The following is a 23,377-nucleotide window of genomic DNA, read 5'->3' on the forward strand; positions in this document are numbered from 1 at the left end:
ACGGTCCGTCGCCGCCTGCAAGGCGTTACGCGGGCACGACGAAGGGGACCGCCCGTGGGTCGGTCCCCTTCGTGAGCTGCTGGTCAGCTACGTGCGCCGCTTACGCCGGAGGTGATGTCCGGCACCATGGCGCCCGGTTCAGCTGCAGCCGCTGGTCGAGCCGCAGCCCTCGCAGATGTAGCAGGAGCCGGCCCGCTGCATCTTCGTACCGCAGGAGAAGCACAGCGGGGCGTCGGCCTGGATGCCCAGCTGCATCTCCACCAGCTCTGCGCTGGTGTGGGCCTGCTTGGGGGCGGGCTTGGCCGCCTCGGACTCGGCCTTGGGCGTGGCGACGGCCTTCAGCTCCTGGGCGCGCGGGGCCGACTGGGCCAGGCCCTCGACGTCGACCTCGTCCTCGGCCGGCTCGTAGGAGCCGGTCTCCAGGTGCCGCTGGCGCTCCTCGGCGGAGTGGATGCCGAGCGCGGAGCGGGTCTCGAAGGGCAGGAAGTCCAGTGCCAGGCGGCGGAAGATGTAGTCGACGATCGACTGCGCCATCCGCACGTCCGGGTCGTCCGTCATACCGGCCGGCTCGAAGCGCATGTTGGTGAACTTCGAGACGTACGTCTCCAGGGGCACGCCGTACTGCAGACCCACGGAGACGGCGATGGAGAAGGCGTCCATCATGCCCGCGAGGGTGGAGCCCTGCTTGGACATCTTCAGGAAGACCTCGCCGAGACCGTCGTCCGGGTAGGAGTTGGCGGTCATGTAGCCCTCGGCGCCGCCGACGGTGAAGGACGTGGTGATGCCGGGACGTCCCTTCGGGAGGCGCTTGCGGACCGGGCGGTACTCGACGACCTTCTCGACCTTGGGTTCGACGGCCGGGGTCTCCTCGGCCTTCTTCTCCTCGGTCTCCTTCTTCTTGGCGGAGAGCGGCTGGCCGACCTTGCAGTTGTCGCGGTAGATCGCCAGCGCCTTGACGCCCAGCTTCCACGCCTCGAAGTAGATCTCCTCGACCTCCTCGACGGTCGCCGTCTCCGGCATGTTGACCGTCTTGGAGATGGCGCCGGAGATCCACGGCTGGATCGCGGCCATCATGCGGACGTGGCCCATCGGGGAGATGGCGCGCTCGCCCATGGCGCAGTCGAACACCTCGTAGTGCTCGTGCTTGAGGCCCGGGGCGTCGATCACATTGCCGTTCTCGGCGATGTGGGCGACGATCGCCTCGATCTGCTCCTCCTGGTAGCCCAGGCGGCGCAGGGCCTGCGGGACGGTGCCGTTGACGATCTGCATCGAGCCGCCGCCGACCAGCTTCTTGAACTTCACCAGCGCCAGGTCGGGCTCGACACCGGTGGTGTCGCAGGACATCGCCAGGCCGATGGTGCCGGTCGGCGCGAGGACGGACGCCTGGGAGTTACGGAAACCGTTCTTCTCGCCGAGGCGGACAACGTCCTGCCAGGCCTCCGTGGCTGCGGCCCACACGGGGGTGTCCAGGTCGTCCATGCGGACGGCCTTGTCGTTGGCGTCGGCGTGCTGCTTCATGACGCGGTTGTGGGCGTCGGCGTTGCGGGCGTAGCCGTCGTAGGTGCCGACGACCGCGGCCAGCTCGGCGGAGCGGCGGTAGGCCGTACCCGTCATCAGGGAGGTGATGGCGCCGGCCAGGGCGCGGCCGCCGTCGGAGTCGTAGGCGTGGCCGGTGGCCATCAGCAGGGCGCCGAGGTTGGCGTAGCCGATGCCGAGCTGGCGGAACGCGCGCGTGTTCTCGCCGATCTTCTGGGTCGGGAAGTCCGCGAAGCAGATCGAGATGTCCATCGCGGTGATGACCAGCTCGACGACCTTCTGGAAGCGCTCGGTCTCGAAGGACTGGTGGCCCTTGCCGTCGTCCTTCAGGAACTTCATCAGGTTCAGCGAGGCCAGGTTGCAGGACGTGTTGTCCAGGTGCATGTACTCGCTGCACGGGTTCGACGCGGTGATCCGGCCGGACTCGGGGCAGGTGTGCCAGTTGTTGATGGTGTCGTCGTACTGGATGCCCGGGTCGGCGCAGGCCCAGGCGGCCTCGGCGATCTTACGGAAGAGCGCCTTGGCGTCGACCTCCTCGATGACCTCACCGGTCATACGGGCGCGCAGGCCGAACTTGCCACCGTCCTCGACCGCCTTCATGAACTCGTCGTTCACACGGACCGAGTTGTTGGCGTTCTGGTACTGGACGGAGGTGATGTCGTCGCCGCCCAGGTCCATGTCGAAGCCCGCGTCACGCAGGACGCGGATCTTCTCCTCTTCCTTGACCTTGGTCTCGATGAAGTCCTCGATGTCGGGGTGGTCGACGTCGAGCACGACCATCTTGGCGGCGCGGCGGGTGGCACCACCGGACTTGATGGTGCCGGCGGAGGCGTCGGCGCCGCGCATGAAGGAAACCGGGCCGGAGGCGTTGCCGCCGGAGGAGAGAAGCTCCTTGGAGGAGCGGATGCGGGAGAGGTTCAGGCCGGCGCCGGAGCCGCCCTTGAAGATCATGCCCTCTTCCTTGTACCAGTCGAGGATCGACTCCATGGAGTCGTCGACGGACAGGATGAAGCAGGCGGAGACCTGCTGGGGCTGCGGGGTGCCGACGTTGAACCAGACAGGGCTGTTGAAGCTGAAAATCTGGTGGAGGAGCGCGTACGCCAGCTCGTGCTCGAAGATCTCGGCGTCGGCGGGCGAGGCGAAGTACTTGTAGTCCTCACCGGCCTTCCGGTACGTCTTCACGATGCGGTCGATCAGCTGCTTGAGGCTGGTCTCGCGCTGCGGGGTGCCGACGGCACCCCGGAAGTACTTGCTGGTGACGATGTTGACCGCGTTCACCGACCAGAAGTCGGGGAACTCGACGCCACGCTGCTCGAAGTTGACCGAGCCGTCGCGCCAGTTGGTCATGACGACGTCACGGCGCTCCCACGACACCTCGTCGTACGGGTGTACGCCGGGGGTGGTGTGGATGCGCTCGACACGCAGCCCCTTGGTGGCCTTGGCGCCCTTGGCTCGGGAACCTCGTGCCGGACCGCTCGCCGTCTCTGTCATGCCGCCTCCCTGTACGGGCAAAAACGCCCTGAAGTGCCCATTTGTTCCCGTGGGCACGTGTTTCCGTCTTGCGTTGCGGGCACCCTCAGCTGCCGCCCGCAACAGGTCTTCGTTCGCCGCCTCCGGCCGGAACCCGGGCCTTCTCCCGGTTTCCGGCCCGCCGGTCAGTCGGCGGCGCGGGCGGGCACGGGGACCTGAGTGGTCCCGCCGGGCCCGCGATCGTCTTCCTGGCTCCCCGGTCCCGCGTCGCCCTCGTCCGCGGCGGGGCCTCGCGTCGCTTCCCTCAGCTCCGCGATGGCGGCCTCGAAGTCCTCGAGCGATTCGAACGCCCGGTAGACGGAGGCGAACCGCAGATAGGCGACGAGGTCGAGCTCCTGCAACGGGCCGAGTATGGCCAGACCCACGTCATGGGTGGTCAGCTCGGCACTTCCCGTCGCGCGCACCGCCTCCTCGACCCGCTGGCCGAGCTGGGCGAGTGCGTCCTCGGTGACAGGCCGCCCCTGGCATGCCTTGCGCACACCATTGATGACCTTGGTACGGCTGAAAGGCTCGGTGACTCCGGACCGCTTGACCACCATGAGCGAGCACGTCTCCACGGTCGTGAACCGACGGGAGCAGTCAGGGCACTGGCGGCGCCTGCGGATGGATGTGCCGTCGTCGGTCGTACGACTGTCGACCACACGGCTGTCGGGGTGCCTGCAGAAGGGGCAGTGCATGTTCTCCAACCCTCCTCACAGCAGACTCGTCAGCCTCGCCAGACCCATAGGTCTCGCGAGGCAGCCCTAAGCATAGGCGATCGGCGAGCAGTCTCCGACCCGGGGGACCACAACTTCTGGGCTGCTGTAGCCATCCAACCACTAGATGTGGGGCTTGACTCACACATCAGGGGTACGCGCGTGTCGCGCAGGTCGGGGCACGCGCGCGTGCCGCGGGGGACAGCGGCACCGGCATCGGCGGTGACCAGCGCGGACACGCGGGCGCCGAGCCGGGCCGGCGAGCGCTTGCGGGGATACCGTGGGCGCCGCAGGGAGGACGCGTGGCACTCCCGCACAGAAAGGACCCCGGATCCCGGACTGCGGGGTTCCGGATGGCAGACTGGGGCGCAGCCCACGAGGCGAACAACCCCGGCGGTGAAGAGTACAACAATGGGCGCTTTTGCCCGCCAAGTGTCGCGTTAGCCATACACCCAGACACGTGATCGCGTCAGGTGAAACGCACTTTTTCACTCGAACGTGTGTTTGGCGCAACCTTTCGAAAGCAACTACCGTTGTGCAGCAGGGAGACCATCGAGAGGGGCCGACGTGACCACCACCGCAGACAGTGCCACCATCACCGCCCAGGACCGCTCCCAGGGCCGAGTCGAGCCGGTACACGCGATGAACGAAGCCACGAATCCCGAGGGACACAAGCGCTCCCTGCCGGGGCGACCTCCAGGAATCCGGGCGGACAGCTCCGGACTCACCGACCGGCAGCGCCGGGTCATCGAGGTCATCAGGGACTCCGTACAGCGGCGCGGTTACCCGCCGTCGATGCGGGAGATCGGCCAGGCCGTCGGCCTTTCCAGCACGTCCTCCGTGGCCCACCAGCTGATGGCGCTGGAACGCAAGGGCTTCCTGCGCCGCGACCCGCACCGCCCTCGCGCGTACGAGGTGCGCGGATCGGACCAGGCCGTCACCGTGCAGCCCACGGACACCGCCGGCAAGCCCGCCGCGTCGTACGTCCCGCTGGTCGGCCGCATCGCCGCCGGTGGCCCGATCCTCGCGGAGGAGTCCGTCGAGGACGTCTTCCCTCTGCCGCGCCAGCTCGTCGGTGACGGTGAACTGTTCGTCCTCAAGGTCGTCGGCGACTCCATGATCGAGGCCGCCATCTGTGACGGCGACTGGGTCACCGTGCGCCGCCAGCCGGTCGCCGAGAACGGTGACATCGTGGCCGCCATGCTCGACGGCGAGGCCACCGTCAAGCGCTTCAAGCGCGAGGACGGCCACGTGTGGCTCCTCCCCCACAACGCAGCCTACGAGCCGATCCCCGGCGACGACGCGACCATCCTCGGCAAGGTCGTCGCCGTGCTGCGCCGCGTGTGACGGCCGCGGCGGGCGGGCGGCCGCTCGCTCCCTGACCGGGCCCCGGAACCCCTGCGCCGGTTCCGGGGCCCTGCGTGTGTTTGGGGCCGTGTGGGACTGCGTGTGTCCGGTCCTGCGCCGTCGGGGCGGGTTTCGGCGCGGGGTGGCGTGACCAGTGCTGGTCACGCCACCATGATCACTTCGCTGCCACTGCCGGTGTCTCCGCCTGCTTCGCCGCCGCGTCGATCGCTGCGAGCGACTTGCGGACCTGGTTACGGTCCGTGGTGTACCAGAAGTCCGGCAGTGAGGACTTGAGATAGCCGCCGTACCGCGCGGTGGCCAGCCGCTGGTCCAGTACGGCCACCACGCCCCGGTCACCGGACGCCCGGACGAGACGGCCGGCGCCCTGCGCCATCAGCAGGGCCGCGTGCGTGGCGGCCACCGCCATGAAGCCGTTGCCGCCGGCGTCCTCCACCGCCTTCTGGCGTGCGCTCATCAGCGGATCGTCGGGTCGCGGGAACGGGATCTTGTCCATGACGACCAGCTGGCAGCTGGGGCCCGGGACGTCGACGCCCTGCCACAGCGACAGTGTGCCGAAGAGACAGGTCTTCGGATCGGCGGCGAAGTTCTTGATCAGTTCACCGAGCGTCTCCTCACCCTGGAGCAGGATCGGGAACTCCGGGATCCGGGAGCGCAGCTCCTCAGCGGCGAGCTGGGCAGCCCGCATGGACGAGAACAGGCCGAGGGTGCGCCCCCCGGCGGCCTGGATCAGCTCGGTCAGCTCGTCCAGCATGTCGGCGCGCTCACCGTCACGCGCGGGACGCGCCAGGTGCTTGGCGACGTACAGGATGCCCTGCTTGCGGTAGTCGAAGGGCGAGCCGACGTCGACGCCCTTCCACTTCGGCAGGTCATCGCCCTCCGCTCCCTCGGGACCGAGTCCCAGGGAAGCGCCGACGCCGTTGAAGTCGCCGCCCAGCTTGAGCGTCGCCGAGGTGAGGACGACGGCCCGGTCGGCGAAAAGCTTCTCCCTGAGCAGGCCGGAGACCGACATGGGGGCGACGCGGAGGGACGCGCCGAAGCGGTCGTGCCGCTCGTACCAGACGACGTCCCACTCCGAGCCGTTCAGGACCCGCTCGGCCACGTCGTGCACCGTCTCCACCGAGGCCAGCGCCTGCTTGCGGACCGCGTCCTCGTCCTGGACGGACTTGTCACGGGTCGCGCCGATCGCGGTGATCACCGTGCGGGCGGCGTCCCGCAGCGCCATCAGCGCGTAGCCGAGATCTTCCGGGATCTCCTCCAGTCGGCCCGGCAGCGCCAGTTCCATGACCCGCTCGAAGCCCTCGGCGGCGGTCTGGAGCTGATCGGCGGCCTTCTCGTTGACCAACTTGGCGGCACGGCGCACGGCACGGTTGACCTGGCCGGGCGTGAGTTCGCCGGTGGCGACACCGGTGACACGGGAGACGAGTTCGTGCGCCTCGTCCACGATCAGCACCTCGTGCTGGGGCAGCACCGGGGCGCCCTCGATCGCGTCGATCGCCAGCAGAGCGTGGTTGGTGACGACGACCTCGGCCAGCTTGGCCCGCTCGCGGGCCATCTCCGCGAAGCACTCGGCGCCGTACGCACACTTCGACGCGCCCAGGCACTCTCGCGACGACACCGACACCTGTGCCCAGGCGCGGTCCGAGACACCGGGAGTGAGATCGTCGCGGTCGCCGCTCTCCGTCTCGTCCGCCCAGTCCCGCAGTCTCAGAAGGTCCTGGCCCAGCTTGCTGGTGGGCGCGGCGGCCTCGAACTGGTCGAACAGCCCCTCCTCCTCGTCCTGCGGCATGCCCTCGTGCAGGCGGTGCAGGCACAGGTAGTTCGAGCGGCCCTTGAGCATCGCGAACTCGGGGCGGCGCCGCAGCAGCGGGTGCAGGGCGTCGACCGTGCGCGGCAGGTCCCGCTCCACCAGCTGGCGCTGCAGGGCGAGCGTGGCCGTCGCGACGACCACCCGTTCTCCGTGCGCGAGCGCGGGCACGAGATAGCCGAGCGACTTTCCGGTGCCGGTGCCGGCCTGGACCAGCAGGTGGGATCCGTCGTCGATCGCCTCGGCGACCGCTTCGGCCATGGTCACCTGGCCAGGGCGCTCCGTGCCGCCGACGGCTGAGACGGCGGCATGAAGGAGTTCGGAGAGTGGGGGCTTCGTCATAGCCAGACCACCCTACGGCCCTGCACTGACAGACGGGGGGTCGCGGCGGAGGCAGGGGGTGGAATCACGGCCAGGGCTCCTGGGTGCAGTGGGCTGGGACGGGGCGGGACGGACGGGAGTGGTGTGGGCTCGCGGTGTGCGGGGCCGCGGCGGCACTGGAGGCGCGCACCGGCACCGGCGACCGGACGGAGCGGAACGTCGGCGGGCGGCGAATCCGAACGGCTGCCTTGCGCCGCGGCGGCACTCGGCAGGCAGCGGATGGGTGCCTGTGCCGACGGTCGGGCGACGCTGAGCAGCCGCTCGGCTGTGACGCAGCGCCCATTCTCCGGCACGCAGACACCCGTTCTCCGGCATAGGGGCGCCCATTCTCCGGCACGCGGACACCCGTTCTCCGGCATACGGGCGCCCATTCTCCGGCACGCGGACACCCGTTCTCCGGCATACGGGCACCCGTTCTCCGGCACGCGGGCACCCGTTCCCGGCCGGTCGGACGCCCATCTCTTCCCATCGACGCCGCCGGTCCTCCGGCACGCAGACGACCGTCGAAATTTTTTTCTCCGACCGGGAACACCGCGGACCCGCCGCTCGTATCTCATTGTGAGCGACCAGTCACGTGACGCTACAACACATCGCGCAGGACTCGGTCCCGGATCATGAGGGCGGCCCGCTTGCCGGGCAGGTCGATCTCGTCCGCGTACCGGAAGCCGGCGCTCAGGAACGCGGCGACGGAGGGGGTGTTACGAAGATCAGGTTCTGACACGACACGTGCACAGGTGGGACACCGCTCGAGAATCAGGTCGGCCACGGCTCGGAGCAGGGTGGATCCCAGCCCGCGCCTCCGGTCGGCGGGGTCACCGACGAGAAGGTGGATCCCGGTGTCATGCGGACGGGCCGGGTAGTGGCGGGCCAGTGGATCCAGGTCTGCCCGGTAGACCTCCCAGTAACTCATCGGGGTGCCGTCGAGTACGCCGAGACACGGCACGCTGCGCCCGTCGCCGTGGAGTTGAGCGCGCAGGTGGTCCTCGGTCCGGTTGCGGGGCCCGGCCAGTTCCCAGAACTCCGCGACGGCGGGGTCGTTCATCCAGCGGTGGACGAGCGGCAGGTCCTGGTCGATGCGTACGGGCACCAGTTGGAAGGAGCCGACGGGAGTCGCGACCGGGCCCCACGCGGCGAGTCGGGCGAGGAGGCCGACCGTCGCCCCGGCGCAGAGGGCGACGAACTGGGCAGGCAGGCACAGCTCCAGTGTGTCCTCGCTGTCGGGGTCGTCGTCCTCGACGGTGAACCGGCCGAACGGAGAGTTCCGGGGGCCCGCGGCGTCCGCTCGGGGTCCGGCGCTGTCCGGGTGGGCAGAGGCGGGGCCGGTTCCGGCGCTCGCGTCGGTGGGAGGCACTATGCGCTCCTCTCAGGAGACGAGGTGGGTCATGTTCCTCGGATGTGCGGGAGGTGGTGCGGCTCGCCGCGGGTGCGGTCCGCTCAGGTGGTACGGAGAGACAGCCTGCTCAGGAATGAAGGTCAGGAATGGAGGGGGTTGGCGATGGTGACGTAGACGGACTGGGTGTCGACCGGGCCGACGAGTTCGTCGAGACCGTGCAGCCGGGTCAGCAGGTTGGCCTTGCAGCGCAGGACGGGTGAGTCGAGCAGGCGGCCGGGCAGGGAGGTGCGCAACGGGGTGGGCCCTGAGGCGAGGTCGGTAAGGAATCGGCGGAAGGCCGCGAGGAGCAGTCGCTCGTCGGCGAGGTGTTGGGAGCCGAAGGCGCCGATGAGGCCGAGCACGTTGTTGACGGCGAGGTAGTAGGCGAAGCGTTCGTCGGTGACCTCGTCCGAGACGAAGGTGTCGCTGTGCTCGCCGATGCCGGGGAGCCGGGCATCCAGTTCGGCTCGCCGGGACTCGCGGAAGTAGTACCCCTGGTTGTCCCGATAGCGGCCGCCGGCGGGCCAGCCGTCGCCGTCCAGGAGGAGCAGCGTGTTCTGCTGGTGGGCTTCGAGGGCGATGCCGGCCTCGCTGTCCAGCCAGAGGACGGGCCGGACCACGTGCTCCAGGTAGCGGAGGAACCACTCCGCGGAGACGGCGCCGACGGGCCGGCCGGTGCGGGTGGCGAGGCGGGCGACGAGCTGGGCCAGGCGGGACCGCAGCGGCCATGTGCTGTGGCGCGGCGCGCTGTTGGCGGACGGCTCGGCGAGGGGGCGGGGTGAGACGAGCCCGGCGACACAGCCGACGTCGTCGGTCGGGGCGAACGGGTTGTGCCGGATCACCACGTCGAGTCCCGGTACGGGCTGGCCGTCCGGGTCGTCGACGGCCAGCCAGGCCGGGTCGCGGACGACGTCGAAGCGGGGGTGGGCCGCCTGCCACTGGCGGGCCAGGCCGGTGCGCAGCAGCCGGTGCACCTCGACACCGCGGTGGAGTTCCTTGCGGAGGTTCTCGCGGCGGGAGTTGGTGATGCGCAGGGCCAGCGAGAGCTTGAGCATCGCGGGCGCACCGGATCGGTGGACGGTTCTTACGGAGGAGGTGGGGTGCCAGGGAATGCCCAGGGGTCCGAGGTCGTGGAGGAGTCCGGAGTCGAACAGCGCGGCGACGGGAGGACGGTGCCGTACCTCGTGGGCCTGCCAGGGGTGCAGTGGCAGGGCGGTGTAACCGTCGGGGAGCGGCAGTTCGGTTCCGGCTCCGGCGAGCCGTCGGATGAGGTGGCCTGCGGGAACGGGACGGCCGCGCTCGGTCCAGGCCGAGTCGGTCGCGAGGAGAGAGGGGGCGACGGCCAGCCAGTGCAGGGAGAAGGAGCCGCCCGACTCCGGTGAGTACCGGTCGGCTTCGGCCTCGGTCAGGCCTTCCCGGCTCTTCGGGGTCGGGTGCAGGGGATGTCCGAGAAGGAGGGCTTGTTCGGCGCTGAGGAAGAGGTCCGGGGTGTCGGCGGGGTGCCGGCGCCGGTGCCGGATGAAGGTCGCGGTACGGCGGACGGAGTCGGCCACCCTGGCCACGAGGTCGGCGCCGTCGCCGGAACCAGGACCCTGGCTGTGCCCCGTGCCGTCGCGGGGCTCGGGCTCGGTGCCGTCACCGCCGCCCGGCCTGGTGCCGTCGCCCTCGCACCCACCCTCACCGGGGGCGGCGACAGTCGGGACGGCGGAGTGCGAGGTGCTGGCCCATCCGCCGGCGGATTCCCTGGTGAGCAGTGCGGCGAGGGTGACGGCGTCGACCGGGGGTGCGGTGTCGGGTGCGTAGGCCAGGCGTGGTGGGTCGAAGCGGTGCCAGCCCGTCGGGGACCAGTGGCGGACCGGCGCGATCAGGGCGGTGCCGCTGGCCGGCAGCGGGATGCGGAGGCTGCCGGTCGTGGGAGCGGCGAGGCCGGTCTCGCGGACCCAGCACCGAAGGAGGTTCTCGACGGCGGCGGCCTGGGCCACGGCGCCGGGGTCGGGGTTCTCCAGCGGGTCGGTACCGGGGGCTGTCCGTCGGGTGGGATGCGCTTCCCGCTTCTTCTGCGGCGGGACCGACTCGGGCAGCGGTGCGGCGGAGGACGGGGCGCCCGAGGCTCCCTGGTCGTCGGGTGTGCCGGAGCGGCCGTCGGGGGCGGGGGTGGCGTTCATGACGGCTCCTCTGGGGCTGGAGTGAGGTGGTGCGGGCTCGTTCCGTCGTCCGGTCCCGGCTCCGTCGCCGTTGCTTCGTGGGAAAGCGGGACCGGGAGGAGAGCGGGACGTGTACGGAAGCGATGCGCCGACGGTCGGTGTCGGCCTGGATGCCGGGAAGGCCCGGGGAAGGAGGTGAAGTGGGTGAGGGGACAGGCAAGGCGTGTGAGGTGGTCAGCCTGCGCGCTGGGCAGAGCCGTGGTGTCTTTGCTGGTGTGGGTCGTGGGATGTGTGGTGGCGGGCGGCCGCCGCTGCCACCGCGTCGGCCAGGCGGTCGAGTACGGCCGTCGCCTGTTCGTCGCTGATCGTCAGGGGTGGAAGCAGCCGCACCACGGACGCGTGGCGGCCGCCGAGTTCGACGATCAGTCCGCGCTGGAGACACTCCCGCTGTACGGCGGCGGCCAGTTCGGGCGCGGCCGGGTGCGGAGTGCGGGTGGGCTCCAGGCCGGTAGGTTCGGTATCGGGGTGGCCCGGAAGGGGTGCCGTGGGAGAGGGGGCGTGGCGGGCGTCCGGATCCACCAGTTCGACGCCGATCATCAGTCCGCGTCCCCGTACGTCTCCCACGCAGGGGAACTGGTGGGTGAGTTCCGCCAGTTGGGTCAGCATGCGGGTGCCGAGGGCGGCGGCGCGTTCGGCGAGGGCGTTCTCGCGGACATGGGCGAGTGTGGCGGTCCCCGCGGCCATGGCGAGCTGGTTGCCGCGGAAGGTGCCGGCGTGGGCGCCGGGCTGCCAGACGTCGAGATCGTCGCGGTAGACGATCACGGCCAGTGGGAGGCTGCCGCCGATGGCCTTGGACAGGACCATGACGTCGGGGGTGATGCCGCTGTGCTCGACGGCCCAGAAGGCGCCCGTGCGGCCGACTCCGGTCTGGATCTCGTCGGCGATCAGCGGGATGGCCCGGTCGGCCGTGAGCCGGCGCATGCGGCGCAGCCAGCCGTCCGGTGCGGGGATCACTCCGCCCTCGCCCTGGACGGGTTCGAGGATCATGCCGGCCGGCAGGGGGACGCCGGACTTCGGGTCGTCGAGGAGGGACTCGGTCCAGCGGGCGGCGAGTTCGGCGCCGGGCCGGCCGCCGACGCCGAAGGGGCAGCGGTAGTCCTGGGGGTAGGGCAGGCGGGCGACCTGGACGTCGCGGGCGCTGCCGGAGGCGGCCAGGGCGCCGGCGGTCATGCCGTGGTAGGCGCCGGTGAAGGCGAGGATGCCGGTGCGGCCGGTCGCGGCCCGGACGAGTTTGAGGGCGGCCTCGACGGCGTCGGTGCCGGCCGGTCCGCAGAACTGGACGCGGGCCCGGTCGGCGAGGCCGGGCGGGAGGGTGCGGAACAGCTCGGTGATGAAGGCGTCCTTGACGGGGGTGGCGAGGTCGAGGACGGAGAGGGGAGCGCCGGAGTCGAGGACCTTGCGGATGGCTTCGAGGACGACCGGGTGGTTGTGGCCGAGGGCGAGGGTGCCGGCGCCGGAGAGGCAGTCCAGGTAGCGGCGGCCGTCGGCGCCCTCGATGGTGAGCCCGCGCGCCCGGACCGGCACGATGGGCAGGGCGCGGGCGTAGGTGCGCGCCGAGGACTCCCGCGCCGACTGGCGTCTCAGGATCCCCTCGTGCACGGCCCGTGCCTCTCCGGGCGTGCCTCCAGCCATCGACTCCGTAGCGGCCACTGCGCGTTGTCCTCCCCGCTGTTCAAGGGCGAGTTGATCCCCGGGGACCGGACACGGACAGCTGGCCCCACCGGCTACAACCGCGGACCGTTCGGGCGGTTACGGGGTCGCCCCGAGTTCCTTGGCAGCACGCCCTGTTCAGGCAGCGCCCTGACACGGCCTGCCCAGGCAGCCTGTGACGGAACCGTTGCCCTGCCGTCAGAACTCCCCCACAGCGACGGCATAGTGTGTGATGCCGTTCCCAGAAGGTCGTGAGACCGGCATGAACCTTCCATGAGTTCGCCGCCGGTGTCGGGGCCGAAGCGCCGAGTTCCTTTCACAGCAGGGGGAGTCAAGAACATGCGATCCATACGGCCGTCGTTCACCGCTCGGCGAGGGAGGGGTCGTCGCCGCGCCTCCACCTCGCTGACGGCGGTCGCCCTCGTGTCGGCGCTGGCGCTGACCGCCACCGCCTGCAACGACGGTGACGACAACGCCAACGGCGAGCCGACCGCCACCGCGACCGCGGGGGGCACCGGTGACGGCAAGATCACGATCCCTGAAGACCTGAAGCACAGGCTCAAAGAGCACGGGATCGACATCGACAAGTGGAAGAACGGCGCCTGGAAGAACTGGAACAGGGACGACTGGCTGCGCGAGGCCAACGACTTCATCAACCCGATCATCAAGGGCCTGTGGGACCCGGACCGCATGCGCGACGCCGATGACCCGGACCAGGGCGTCGACGACAACGACATCTCCGGTGACCAGGGCGTGACGGACCCGACGCCGCAGCCGGTGAAGGCGCAGGCGGTCACGCCGCCGTACCACACCAGCGCGGCCACCTCGGGCAAGCTGCTCTTCGACTCCCCCGAGGGCACCATGGTCTGCTCGGCGACGGTCGTGCAGGACCCGGCGCATCCGGGCAAGTCGAACCTCGTGTGGACGGCGGGTCACTGTGTGCACGCCGGCAAGAAGGGCGGCTGGTACCGGAACATCGCGTTCGTGCCGTCGTACAACAACCAGGGCAAGTCGGCGGCCGAGCTGGAGAACGCCAGCCGGTCCGACATCGCCCCCTTGGGCGTGTGGTGGGCCGACGCGGCGAAGACCTCGCAGCAGTGGATCAGCGAGGGTGGTCAGACGGGCGGTGACGGTGCCTCGTACGACTTCGCCGTCATCCATGTGACGCCGGAGCAGGGCAGCGGCGGGAAGTCGCTGGAGGAGACCGTCGGCGGGGCGCTGCCGGTGAACTTCGACGCGCCGGCCGTGGCGAACGTGAAGAGCATCACGGCGACCGGCTACCCGGCGGCGGCGCCGTACGACGGTCAGCTGATGTACCGGTGCCAGGACAAGCCGGGCCGGCTCTCCATCGAGCAGTCCGACCCGACGATGTACCGGATCGGGTGCACGATGACCGGTGGTTCCTCCGGTGGCGGCTGGGTGGAGACGGGCGCGGACGGCAAGCCCGCGCTGGTGTCCAACACGTCCATCGGCCCGGTGAGCGCGGGCTGGCTGGCCGGTCCCCGGCTGGGTGAGGTGGCCAAGGGTGTGTACGAGTCGGTGAGCAAGCAGTTCGCCGGGCGGTGAGCAGGCCCCAGACATGACGGAGGCCCGTCACCCGAGCGGGTGGCGGGCCTTCGTGCCGGGGTGGTTCAGGCCGCGGAGACCGGCGCGTAGGGCGCCAGGTCCGCCGCCAGCTCCTCGTGCACCCGGACCTTGAGCAGGGTGCCCTCCGCGGTGTGCTCCTCGGAGATCACCTCGCCCTCGGTGTGGGCGCGGGCGACGAGCTTGCCGTGGGTGTACGGCACGAGCGCCTCGATCTCGACGGAGGGGCGGGGCAGCTCGTTGTCGATCAGGGCGAGCAGTTCCTCGATGCCCTGGCCGGTGCGCGCCGAGACGGCGAGGGAGCGCTTCTCGACCCGCAGGAGCCGCTGGAGGGTCAGCGGGTCGGCCGCGTCCGCCTTGTTGATCACGACGATCTCGGGCACGTCGGTGGCGCCGACGTCCCGGATCACCTCGCGTACGGCGGCGAGCTGCTCCTCCGGGTTCGGGTGCGAGCCGTCCACCACGTGCAGGATGAGGTCGGAGTCGCCGACCTCCTCCATGGTGGAGCGGAACGCCTCGACCAGGTGGTGCGGCAGGTGCCGGACGAAGCCGACGGTGTCCGCCAGCGTGTACAGCCGGCCGCTCGGGGTCTCGGCCCGGCGGACGGTCGGGTCCAGGGTCGCGAACAGGGCGTTCTCGACCAGGACGCCGGCGCCCGTGAGGCGGTTGAGCAGGGAGGACTTGCCGGCGTTGGTGTAGCCCGCGATGGCGACGGACGGCACCTTGTTGCGCCGGCGCTCCTGGCGCTTGACCTCGCGGCCGGTCTTCATGTCCGCGATCTCCCGGCGCATCTTCGCCATCTTCTCGCGGATCCGGCGCCGGTCCGTCTCGATCTTGGTCTCACCGGGGCCACGCGTGGCGAGGCCGCCGCGACCGCCACCCATCTGCCGGGACAGCGACTGACCCCAGCCGCGCAGCCGCGGCAGCATGTACTGCATCTGCGCGAGCGCGACCTGCGCCTTGCCCTCGCGGGACTTGGCGTGCTGGGCGAAGATGTCGAGGATCAGGGCCGTACGGTCGATGACCTTGACCTTGACGACGTCCTCCAGCTGGATCAGCTGGCCGGGGCTCAGCTCACCGTCGCAGATGACGGTGTCCGCGCCCGTTTCGATGACGATGTCGCGCAGCTCGGCGGCCTTGCCGGAGCCGATGTAGGTGGCCGCGTCGGGCTTGTCACGGCGCTGGATCACGCCGTCGAGCACGAGCGCGCCCGCGGTCTCCGCGAGGGCGGCCAGCTCCGCGAGGGAGTTGTCGGCGTCCTGCGCGGTGCCGGTGGTCCACACGCCGACGAGCACGACCCGCTCCAGGCGGAGCTGGCGGTACTCGACCTCGGTGACGTCCTCCAGCTCGGTGGAGAGGCCCGCGACGCGGCGCAGGGCCGCGCGCTCGGAGCGGTCGAACTGGTCGCCGTCCCGCTCGCCGTCGATCTCGTAGCTCCAGGCGACGTCCTCTTCCATCAGGGCATCGGCCCGAAGACCCTCGGGATAGGCGTGCGCGAGGCGCTTGGTGTCCTGGGAAGGGGAAGAAGAGGAGGTCATTGGATCCTTACGTCGATGAGATACGTCGATGGGAGTGCCCTACGGCGTCGGTACGGCGGTCGGTCGCCCGGGCCGCACGTGGGGTTCAACGCATGAGTACCCCGGGAGATTCCCGTGACCCGTGCGCGTGCCGACCCGTAGATGGTCGCACGGTACGGCCCGTCTCGTCACCGGGTTATCGCCGGACGCGGGGCTCGGCGGTCCGGGTCGGCGGGAGCGGCTTCCAGTCCGGGTGGCCGGGCATCGGCGGGGTCTTCTCGCCGTACAGCCAGGCCTGGAAGAAGTCTCTGAGGTCGCGGCCGGAGACGGCGGCGGCCAGCCGGACGAAGTCGCCGGTGGTGGCGGTGGCGTCCCGGTGCTCCTGGACCCAGATGCGCTCCAGCCGCTCGAAGGCCGGCCGGCCGATCTCCTGCCGCAGGGCGTAGAGCACGAGCGCGGCGCCGTCGTAGATGTTGGGGCGGAAGATGCTGATCTTCTGGCCGGGGACGGGCGGCTTGGGCCGGGCGGGCGGGCCGCCGGTCTCGCGCCAGCGGTCGGAGGCGCCGTAGGCGGCCTTCATCCGCTCCGCCATGGGCCGGTGCGCCGTCTCCTCGGCGTACAGCGCCTCGTACCAAGTGGCGTGGCCCTCGTTCAGCCAGACGTCGGACCAGCTGCGCGGGGTGACGCTGTCCCCGAACCACTGGTGGGACAGCTCGTGCACCATGACCGACTCGATGTACCACTTGGGGTAGGCGGGCTCGGTGAACAGGCCCTTCTCGAAGAGCGAGAGGGTCTGGGTCTCCAGTTCGAAGCCGGTGTCGGCCTGTGCCATGAGCACGCCGTAGGTCTCGAAGGGGTACCGGCCGACCTTGCTCTCCATCCAGGCGATCTGGTCGGGGGTCTTCGCGAGCCATGGTTCGAGGGCCTTGCGGTCGTCGGCGGGCACGACGTCGCGCAGGGGCAGCCCGTGCGGGCCCTCGCGGTGCACCACGGCGGAGCGGCCGATGGACACCTGGGCGAGTTCGGTGGCCATGGGGTGCTGGGTGCGGTAGGTCCAGGTGGTGGTGGTGCCGACCCGGTCGGCTCCGGCGCGCAGGCCGTTGGCGACGGCGGTGTAGCCGTTCGGCGCGGTGATGCGGAAGGTGAACATCGCCTTGTCGGACGGGTGGTCGTTGCACGGGAACACCAGGTGGGCGGCGTCGGCCTGGTTCGCCATGGCGAGGCCGTCGGAGGTGCGCACCCAGCCGCCCGGCTGGTCGTCGCCGTAGACGGGGTCGCTGGTGTGCCGCACGGTGATCCGGGTCCAGCTGCCCTCGGTCAGGGGGTGCTCGGGGGTGACGACCAGGTCCTCGCCGGCGCGGGTGAAGCCCGCGGGACGTCCGTCGACCTCGACCGACCGGACGGTGCCGTGCGCGAAGTCGAGGTTGAGCCGCTCCAGGTCGGCGGTGGTCCAGGCGTCGATGGTGGTGACGGCCTGCAGCGGCTTGTCGTTGGTGCCGGGATAGGTGAGGGACAGGTCGTACGAGGCGACGTCGTAGCCGGGGTTGCCCAGGTACGGGTAGAGGCGGTCGCCGACGCCGAGCGGTTCGGCCGGGGCCGCGGCGGCGACGAGGCAGACGGAGACGGCGGAGGCGAGCAGGGCCGCCTTGCGGCGTCGGCGGAGCGTGTGCCGGAGCCGGAGGCGGGAGAGCCCCGGCCGGGTCCGGGGGCGGGGGGTGAGCGGCATGGACCATCGCTACCAGTGCGTGCTCCCTCCGCGGCGGCGACGCGCGACCGGCCCACCCGATCGGGTAGGCCGGACGGCGGCGTCGTCAGGAGGTGGGTGCCTGGTGCTGGGCGCGGCTCACGTCGTACACCCCGGGTACGTCCCGCATGGCGCGCATCAGGGCCGGCAGGTGGGCCGCGTCGGGGAGCTGGAGCGTGTAGGTGTGGCGCACCCGCTGCTGGCTGGGCGGTTCGACGGTGGCGGAGACGATCTCGGCGCCCTGGAGGGCGATCGCCTCGGTGAGGTCGGCGAGGAGATGGGGGCGGCCGAACGATTCAGCGACCAGGGTGACCCGGCACTCGGTGGTGTCCCCCCAGCGCACGCCGATCTCCTCGCGCCCTCTGCTTTTCATGTGCGCCACGGCGGCGCACTCCACGCGGTGCACGGTCACCGCTCCGCCGCGTACCGCGAACCCGGTGATCTCGTCCGGCGGTACGGGCGTACAGCACCCGGCGAGCCGTACGGCGGCACCGGGCCGGTCCGCGAGCACGTCGGCGCGCCGGGGGCGGGGGGCGGGGGTCTCGTCCGCGGGGCGCGCGGGCGGGGCGCCTTCGGGGGCGCCGGGGCGGGCGGCAGGGCGGGCGGCAGCGGCGGGAGGGGGCTCGGCCGGGTCCCCGTCCGGCGCCGCGACCGGGCGGGTGGTCCCGGCGGGCGCGGCGGGGCCGCCGTCCGGCTCGGCCGTGTCGGTGCCGCCGCCGGGGTGGGCGGCCAGCCAGCGCTGGATGGCGATGCGGGCGGCCGGTGTGTGGGCGTGCTCCAGCCACTCGCGGGAGGGCTCGGAGGCCGGGTCCTGGCCCATCAGGAGCTGGACCGTGTCGCCGTCGCGCAGGACCGTGCTGAGGGTGGCCAGCCTGCCGTTGACGCGGGCGCCGATGCAGGCGTGGGCGTCCTCGCCGTACTGCGCGTAGGCCGCGTCCACGCAGGTGGCGCCCTCGGGAAGGCCCAGGGCGCCGCCGTCGGGGCGGAAGACGGTGATCTCGCGGTCCTGGGCGAGGTCCTCGCGCAGGGTGGACCAGAAGGTGTCGGGGTCGGGGGCTGCCTGCTGCCAGTCGAGGAGGCGGGAGAGCCAGCCGGGGCGGGTGGGGTCGGCGCGCTCACCGTCGGCGAAGGCGGGGGTGTCGGAGGCTGACGTGTCCGAGGCGGAGGTGTCGGACGCCGGTGCGTAGGGGTTGCCGAGGGCTACGACGCCGGCCTCGGCGACCTTGTGCATCTGGTGGGTGCGGATGAGGACTTCGACGACCTGGCCGTCGGGGCGGGCGACGGCGGTGTGCAGGGACTGGTAGAGGTTGAACTTCGGTACGGCGATGAAGTCCTTGAACTCCGAGACCACCGGGGTCATGCACGTGTGCAGTTCGCCGAGGACGCCGTAACAGTCCGCGTCCTCGTTCACCAGCACCAGCAGGCGGCCGAAGTCGCTGCCGCGCAGCTGTCCGCGTTTGCGGGACACGCGGTGGACGGAGACGAAGTGCCGGGGCCGGATGAGGACTTCGGCCGGGATGCCGGCCTCGCGCAGCACCCCGCGCGTCTCGTCGGCGACTTCGGCGAGGGGGTCGCCGGGGCGGGCGGCGTTCCGCGCGATGAGTTCTCTGGTGTGCTCGTACTCCTCGGGGTGGAGGATGGCGAAGACCAGGTCCTCCAGCTCGGTCTTCAGGGCCTGCACGCCGAGGCGTTCGGCGAGCGGGATGAGGACGTCACGGGTGACCTTGGCGATGCGCGCCTGTTTCTCGGGGCGCATCACGCCGAGGGTGCGCATGTTGTGCAGACGGTCGGCGAGTTTGATCGACATCACGCGCACGTCGTTGCCGGTGGCGACGAGCATTTTGCGGAAGGTCTCCGGCTCGGCGGCGGCTCCGTAGTCGACCTTCTCCAGTTTCGTGACGCCGTCGACCAGATAACGAACCTCCTCGCCGAACTGTTCCCGCACCTGATCCAGCGTCACCTCGGTGTCCTCGACGGTGTCGTGCAGCAGAGAGGCCGTCAAGGTGGTGGTCTCGGCGCCGAGTTCGGCGAGGATCAGGGTGACGGCGAGCGGGTGCGTGATGTACGGCTCGCCGCTCTTGCGCATCTGTCCGCGGTGCGAGGACTCCGCCAGGACGTAGGCCCGGCGCAGGGGTTCGAGGTCGGCGTCGGGGTGGTGGGCCCGGTGCGCCTCCACGACATGGCTGATGGCGTCGGGCAGCTTGTCGCGGGCGGCGGGGCCGAGCAACGCGGCCCGGCCGAGCCGGCGCAGGTCGATCCGGGGCCGGGACTTTCTGCGCGCCGCCGCGGGCGCCGCGGACGCGGTGAGCGCTTGTGGCGCTGGGGGCGCTACCGGGCCAGCGGTCGCAGGGTTCGTGGCCTCCGCACTCATGGGCACCTCCGGCTCGTGGACCGGCGGACGGGGCCCCAGGGCGTACGCGGCTCAGGGTTGGCGACGTTCCCCCGTCCGTGCCGGTGCTTGATGCTATCGAGCCCACCACGCGCGACCGACCGCCTCTCGCCGAGCGTGAAACGGATCACCCATTCGAGCGATGGAAACGAGGTTTAGGTTTTCGGTCAGCCGACAGCGTGAGCGAGCCACTCCGCGTCGATCTCGCCCTCGGCGACGATCACGGCGGGCCCGGTCATCTCGATCTCGCCGTCGGGCCGCTCGGTGATGACGAGGCGCCCGCCGGGCACGTCCACGGTGTACGTCACCGGGGTGCCGGTGACGGCCGGGTCGGTGCCGTCGCGCCGGGCGGTGGCCACGGCGACGGCGCACGCGCCCGTGCCGCACGAGCGGGTCTCGCCGGAGCCGCGCTCGTGGACGCGCATGGCGACGTGGCGGGGGGCTCGGTCGACGACGAACTCGACGTTCACCCCGTCCGGGTAGGCGCCCTCGGGGCTGACCGGCGGGGCGGTGTGCAGGTTGCCGGCGTGCGCCAGGTCGGCGACGAAGGCCACCGCGTGCGGGTTGCCCATGTTCACGTTGCGCGCGGGCCAGCTGCGCTCGCCGACGGTCACCGTGACATCGCCCTCGGGGAGGCGGGCGCGGCCCATGCCGACAGTGACGTCACCGTCCTTCGCGAGGTGGACGGTCTTCACGCCCCCGCGCGTGGCGATCGCGAGGTCACCTTCGGCCACATGTCCGGCGTGCTGGAGGTAGCGCGCGAACACACGGACGCCGTTGCCGCACATCTCGGCGACCGAGCCGTCGCCGTTGCGGTAGTCCATGAACCACTCGGCCTCGGCGGCCATCTCCCGGGCCTCCGGGTGCGCCGCGGACCGTACGACGTGCAGCACACCGTCAGCTCCGATGCCCGCCCGGCGGTCGCACAGGGCGGCGACGGCGGCCGGGGACAGGTCGAGGGCGTTCTCGGGGTCCGGGATGATCACGAAGTCGTTCTCGGTGCCGTGACCCTTGAGGAAGGCGATCCGTGCGCTCATTCCTCGATCGTACGGGGTGGGTACGACAGTGCCGTCCCGGCGGGGTCCGACGGTGCCGTCCGGAAGGGCCCGACCGTGCAGCGCCCGTCCTGGCAGGGGCTAGCGGAGCCGGGCCACGCGCCACACCGCGAGCACGACCACCACGATCACGAGGAGTACGTACCCGAGCACGACCCGCCAGTCCGGTCGGCGGCCGGAGCCGCGCGGGGGCAGGCCGGGCCAGGTGTAGCCCACCCGGCGGGCGGCCATCATGCCCCAGCCGGCCGCGCAGGAGCAGATCAGCAGGCCGAGCATGGCGATGACCGCGCCGCTGTCGCCGAAGTCGAAGGCGAGCGGGAAGGCGAACATCAGGGAGCCGACGGCGGCGAGGCCCACGATGGGGGCGAGCTGCCAGATGCGGAGCCGGCGCTGCGGGCGCAGCTCGACCTCGACCTCCGGGCCGCCCGGGTACATCTCCTCGGGCTCCGGTCCGTCGTCGGTCACACCGTCCGGGGTGTCGTCGGGGCCGTCGTCGGTGAGACGGTCCTCGGACAGGGGGTCGCCGACCAGGGGGTCGTCGGACGGAGAACTGTCGGACAGCGGGTCCGCGAGCAGGTCGTTCGGCTGTGCACGGTCCTCACCGGGGCAGGGCTCGTCACGGCCCGTTTCGTCACCCTCGGCGGTGAGGTGCTCGGCACCTGGTGCGGTGTCGCGAGGGCCGGCCTCCATCGCCACGCGCCCTCCCAACTAGGCTCCACTTGGTCGATCGAAGCTCGATGATGGCACGGCGCCGAAGGCCGCGATGACCGGCGGCGCATCCCGATGCCATGACGTGATCAGGCTGTGACCGGTCGTTCGACCAACGCCAGGGCCTGCTGCGGAAGTTCCCCGCGGTCCGCCGCGGCCCCACTCAACCAGTGCACCCGGGGATCGCGCCTGAACCACGAATCCTGACGGCGCGCGAAGCGCTTGGTGGCACGAACGGTCTCGGCCCGCGCCTCCGCTTCGGTGCACTCCCCGGCGAGTGCCGCGAGCACCTGCTGGTAGCCGAGCGCGCGCGACGCCGTGCGCCCCTCGCGCAGTCCCTGCGCCTCCAGTGCGCGCACCTCGTCCACGAGGCCCGCCTCCCACATGCGGTCGACGCGCCGCGCGATGCGGTCGTCCAGTTCCGGCCGGGCCACGTCGACGCCGATCTGGACGGTGTCGTAGACCGAGTCGTGGCCGGGCAGGTTGGCCGTGAAAGGCTGGCCGGTGATCTCGATCACTTCGAGGGCACGGACGATGCGGCGGCCGTTGCTCGGCAGGATCGCACGGGCGGCCTCGGGGTCGGCGGCGGCCAGCCGGGCGTGCAACGCGCCGGATCCGCGCAGCGCCAGCTCCTCCTCCAGACGGGCCCGTACCTCCGGGTCGGTGCCGGGGAACTCCAGATTGTCGACGGCACCGCGGACGTACAGGCCGGATCCGCCGACCAGGATCGGCCAGCGGCCCTCGGCGAGCAGTGCGTCGATCCGCGCGCGGGCCAGCTTCTGATACTCGGCGACCGAGGCGGTGACCGTCACGTCCCAGATGTCCAGCAGATGGTGCGGGACGCCGCCGCGCTCCTCGGGCGTCAGCTTGGCGGTACCGATGTCCATCCCTCGGTACAGCTGCATGGAGTCGGCGTTGACGACCTCGCCGCCGAGTTGCTGGGCCAGGAAGACGCCGAGATCGGACTTGCCGGCCGCGGTGGGTCCGACGACGGCGATGACGCGGGGGGCGGGGGGTGCACTGCTCACCGCACCAGTCTCGCAAACCTCCCGGTGAGGTCTCGAACGAGTTACGTGACGGTGCGCGTCCCAGGTCGTTGCCCGTGGCGAGGTACCGCCCTCCGGGGTGCCGGAGGCGGTGGCCCGGGCGGCGCAACCGTACGCACCGGGCGACGCGGGAATTCGCCCGCACGAGTACCGTATGGAGTGGATATGGGCGTGTTTGCACGGCTTCTCGGCAGGTCGAAGGCGACTCCGGAGGCGTCGGACGCACCGGCGAACTCCGGCTCGGAGCCGGAGGGATCCGAGGCGGAGCAGGCCGAGGCGACGGTGCCGGCGAGCGAGGCCGGGGCGGCGGAGGCCGAGGAGGCGTCCGGGGACGGGCACGAGGACGTGGCCGTGCGGTCGGACTCCGGTACGGACGACGCGTCCGAGGGTGCCGGGATCCCCCGGCAGCAGTCCGCCGGGGAGGCCGCCGACACGGAGGCCGGTGAGGGCGCCCGCCGATAACTGTCCCGCGAGGGAAGGTGGACCATGGGTCTGATGGACAACATGAAGGCCAAGCTGGGCCCGGCCAAGGACAAGGTGTCGGACCTCGCGCGGCAGCATGGGGACAAGGTCCAGCACGGGATCGACAGGGCCGCGAAGGCCGTCGACGACCGGACCAAACACAAGTACAGCGACAAGATCCAGGCGGGCACGGGCAAGGCCAAGGAGGCGATGGACCGCCTCGCGCACAAGAGCGGCCCGGAGGCGGCGCCCCACACCCCCACGACCCCGACCCGCCCGGCCCCTCCGGAGGGCCCACCGCCGGCTTCCTGAGGAACCGGCCACCGGGCCAC

Annotated in this window: 16 protein-coding genes; 4 read left to right on the plus strand and 12 right to left on the minus strand. The window is 71.3% G+C overall.

The window, feature by feature from the left end; translation table 11 throughout:
* Positions 1-138: 138 nt before the first annotated feature.
* Positions 139-3,027 carry a vitamin B12-dependent ribonucleotide reductase gene (locus ACZ4U1_RS33845; RefSeq protein WP_467907995.1) on the minus strand — a complete coding sequence of 963 codons (2,889 nt, stop codon included), beginning with the start codon at positions 3,025-3,027 and terminating at the stop codon, positions 139-141.
* Positions 3,028-3,191: 164 nt separating this feature from the next.
* A complete protein-coding gene (gene nrdR / locus ACZ4U1_RS33850) occupies positions 3,192-3,743 on the minus strand; it encodes a transcriptional regulator NrdR (RefSeq protein ID WP_467907996.1) in 552 nt (183 codons plus the stop codon).
* A 585-nt stretch (positions 3,744-4,328) separates the two neighbouring features.
* On the opposite strand from nrdR, the gene lexA reads away from it, so the two are divergent.
* Complete coding sequence (lexA, locus tag ACZ4U1_RS33855) at positions 4,329-5,108, plus strand: transcriptional repressor LexA (protein WP_030750750.1); 780 nt, start codon at positions 4,329-4,331, stop codon at positions 5,106-5,108.
* Between the two features lie 175 nt (positions 5,109-5,283).
* Here the strand turns inward: lexA and ACZ4U1_RS33860 are convergent, their stop codons facing one another.
* The 4 genes from ACZ4U1_RS33860 to ACZ4U1_RS33875 form a co-directional block, all read right to left on the minus strand.
* On the minus strand, positions 5,284-7,275 hold the full coding sequence (locus ACZ4U1_RS33860) for an ATP-dependent DNA helicase (protein WP_467907997.1): 1,992 nt from the start codon (positions 7,273-7,275) through the stop codon (positions 5,284-5,286).
* 619 nt (positions 7,276-7,894) lie between these two features.
* Positions 7,895-8,665, minus strand: coding sequence for a GNAT family N-acetyltransferase (locus ACZ4U1_RS33865; protein ID WP_467907998.1), 771 nt, complete (start codon positions 8,663-8,665; stop codon positions 7,895-7,897).
* Positions 8,666-8,787: 122 nt separating this feature from the next.
* On the minus strand, positions 8,788-10,851 hold the full coding sequence (locus tag ACZ4U1_RS33870) for an IucA/IucC family protein (RefSeq protein WP_467907999.1): 2,064 nt from the start codon (positions 10,849-10,851) through the stop codon (positions 8,788-8,790).
* Between the two features lie 213 nt (positions 10,852-11,064).
* Positions 11,065-12,522, minus strand: a complete 1,458-nt coding sequence (locus ACZ4U1_RS33875) for a diaminobutyrate--2-oxoglutarate transaminase family protein (RefSeq protein ID WP_467908000.1) — start codon at positions 12,520-12,522, stop codon at positions 11,065-11,067.
* Positions 12,523-12,879: 357 nt separating this feature from the next.
* On the opposite strand from ACZ4U1_RS33875, the gene ACZ4U1_RS33880 reads away from it, so the two are divergent.
* Positions 12,880-14,106 carry a trypsin-like serine peptidase gene (locus tag ACZ4U1_RS33880; protein ID WP_467908001.1) on the plus strand — a complete coding sequence of 409 codons (1,227 nt, stop codon included), beginning with the start codon at positions 12,880-12,882 and terminating at the stop codon, positions 14,104-14,106.
* 65 nt (positions 14,107-14,171) lie between these two features.
* On the opposite strand, the gene hflX is transcribed toward ACZ4U1_RS33880, so the two are convergent.
* The 6 genes from hflX to miaA all read right to left on the minus strand — a co-directional run bounded on the left by hflX (position 14,172) and on the right by miaA (position 22,565).
* Positions 14,172-15,662, minus strand: coding sequence for a GTPase HflX (gene hflX, locus ACZ4U1_RS33885; protein WP_467908002.1), 1,491 nt, complete (start codon positions 15,660-15,662; stop codon positions 14,172-14,174).
* A 175-nt stretch (positions 15,663-15,837) separates the two neighbouring features.
* Entirely contained in the window at positions 15,838-17,367 is a 1,530-nt protein-coding gene (locus tag ACZ4U1_RS33890) for a M1 family metallopeptidase (protein ID WP_467908003.1), read from the minus strand.
* Between the two features lie 85 nt (positions 17,368-17,452).
* The gene (locus ACZ4U1_RS33895; protein ID WP_467908004.1) at positions 17,453-19,756 is read right to left on the minus strand and encodes a RelA/SpoT family protein; all 2,304 of its coding nucleotides are present in this window, start codon (positions 19,754-19,756) and stop codon (positions 17,453-17,455) included.
* 185 nt (positions 19,757-19,941) lie between these two features.
* Positions 19,942-20,811, minus strand: coding sequence for a diaminopimelate epimerase (gene dapF / locus ACZ4U1_RS33900; protein WP_467908005.1), 870 nt, complete (start codon positions 20,809-20,811; stop codon positions 19,942-19,944).
* A 99-nt stretch (positions 20,812-20,910) separates the two neighbouring features.
* Entirely contained in the window at positions 20,911-21,519 is a 609-nt protein-coding gene (locus ACZ4U1_RS33905) for a hypothetical protein (protein WP_467908059.1), read from the minus strand.
* Between the two features lie 107 nt (positions 21,520-21,626).
* Positions 21,627-22,565, minus strand: a complete 939-nt coding sequence (gene miaA / locus ACZ4U1_RS33910) for a tRNA (adenosine(37)-N6)-dimethylallyltransferase MiaA (RefSeq protein WP_467908006.1) — start codon at positions 22,563-22,565, stop codon at positions 21,627-21,629.
* Between the two features lie 183 nt (positions 22,566-22,748).
* Between miaA and ACZ4U1_RS33915 the strand changes: the two genes are divergently transcribed.
* Together ACZ4U1_RS33915 and ACZ4U1_RS33920 are read left to right on the plus strand one after the other, a co-directional pair.
* A complete protein-coding gene (locus ACZ4U1_RS33915) occupies positions 22,749-23,045 on the plus strand; it encodes a hypothetical protein (RefSeq protein WP_467908007.1) in 297 nt (98 codons plus the stop codon).
* Between the two features lie 24 nt (positions 23,046-23,069).
* On the plus strand, positions 23,070-23,357 hold the full coding sequence (locus tag ACZ4U1_RS33920) for an antitoxin (RefSeq protein WP_467908008.1): 288 nt from the start codon (positions 23,070-23,072) through the stop codon (positions 23,355-23,357).
* Positions 23,358-23,377 lie beyond the last annotated feature (20 nt).

This window comes from Streptomyces sp. NPDC028928, from assembly GCF_055564915.1.

What these genes read in the sequence shown, in the direction of transcription:
- ACZ4U1_RS33845 (WP_467907995.1), bottom strand. Translation starts at nt 3,027, where the DNA reads ATGACAGAGACGGCGAGCGGTCCGGCACGAGGTTCCCGAGCCAAGGGC.
- nrdR (WP_467907996.1), bottom strand. Translation starts at nt 3,743, where the DNA reads ATGCACTGCCCCTTCTGCAGGCACCCCGACAGCCGTGTGGTCGACAGT.
- ACZ4U1_RS33860 (WP_467907997.1), bottom strand. Translation starts at nt 7,275, where the DNA reads ATGACGAAGCCCCCACTCTCCGAACTCCTTCATGCCGCCGTCTCAGCC.
- ACZ4U1_RS33870 (WP_467907999.1), bottom strand. Translation starts at nt 10,851, where the DNA reads ATGAACGCCACCCCCGCCCCCGACGGCCGCTCCGGCACACCCGACGAC.
- ACZ4U1_RS33875 (WP_467908000.1), bottom strand. Translation starts at nt 12,522, where the DNA reads ATGGCTGGAGGCACGCCCGGAGAGGCACGGGCCGTGCACGAGGGGATC.
- ACZ4U1_RS33880 (WP_467908001.1), top strand. Translation starts at nt 12,880, where the DNA reads ATGCGATCCATACGGCCGTCGTTCACCGCTCGGCGAGGGAGGGGTCGT.
- hflX (WP_467908002.1), bottom strand. Translation starts at nt 15,662, where the DNA reads ATGACCTCCTCTTCTTCCCCTTCCCAGGACACCAAGCGCCTCGCGCAC.
- ACZ4U1_RS33890 (WP_467908003.1), bottom strand. Translation starts at nt 17,367, where the DNA reads ATGCCGCTCACCCCCCGCCCCCGGACCCGGCCGGGGCTCTCCCGCCTC.
- ACZ4U1_RS33895 (WP_467908004.1), bottom strand. Translation starts at nt 19,756, where the DNA reads ATGAGTGCGGAGGCCACGAACCCTGCGACCGCTGGCCCGGTAGCGCCC.
- dapF (WP_467908005.1), bottom strand. Translation starts at nt 20,811, where the DNA reads ATGAGCGCACGGATCGCCTTCCTCAAGGGTCACGGCACCGAGAACGAC.
- ACZ4U1_RS33905 (WP_467908059.1), bottom strand. Translation starts at nt 21,519, where the DNA reads ATGGAGGCCGGCCCTCGCGACACCGCACCAGGTGCCGAGCACCTCACC.
- ACZ4U1_RS33915 (WP_467908007.1), top strand. Translation starts at nt 22,749, where the DNA reads ATGGGCGTGTTTGCACGGCTTCTCGGCAGGTCGAAGGCGACTCCGGAG.
- ACZ4U1_RS33920 (WP_467908008.1), top strand. Translation starts at nt 23,070, where the DNA reads ATGGGTCTGATGGACAACATGAAGGCCAAGCTGGGCCCGGCCAAGGAC.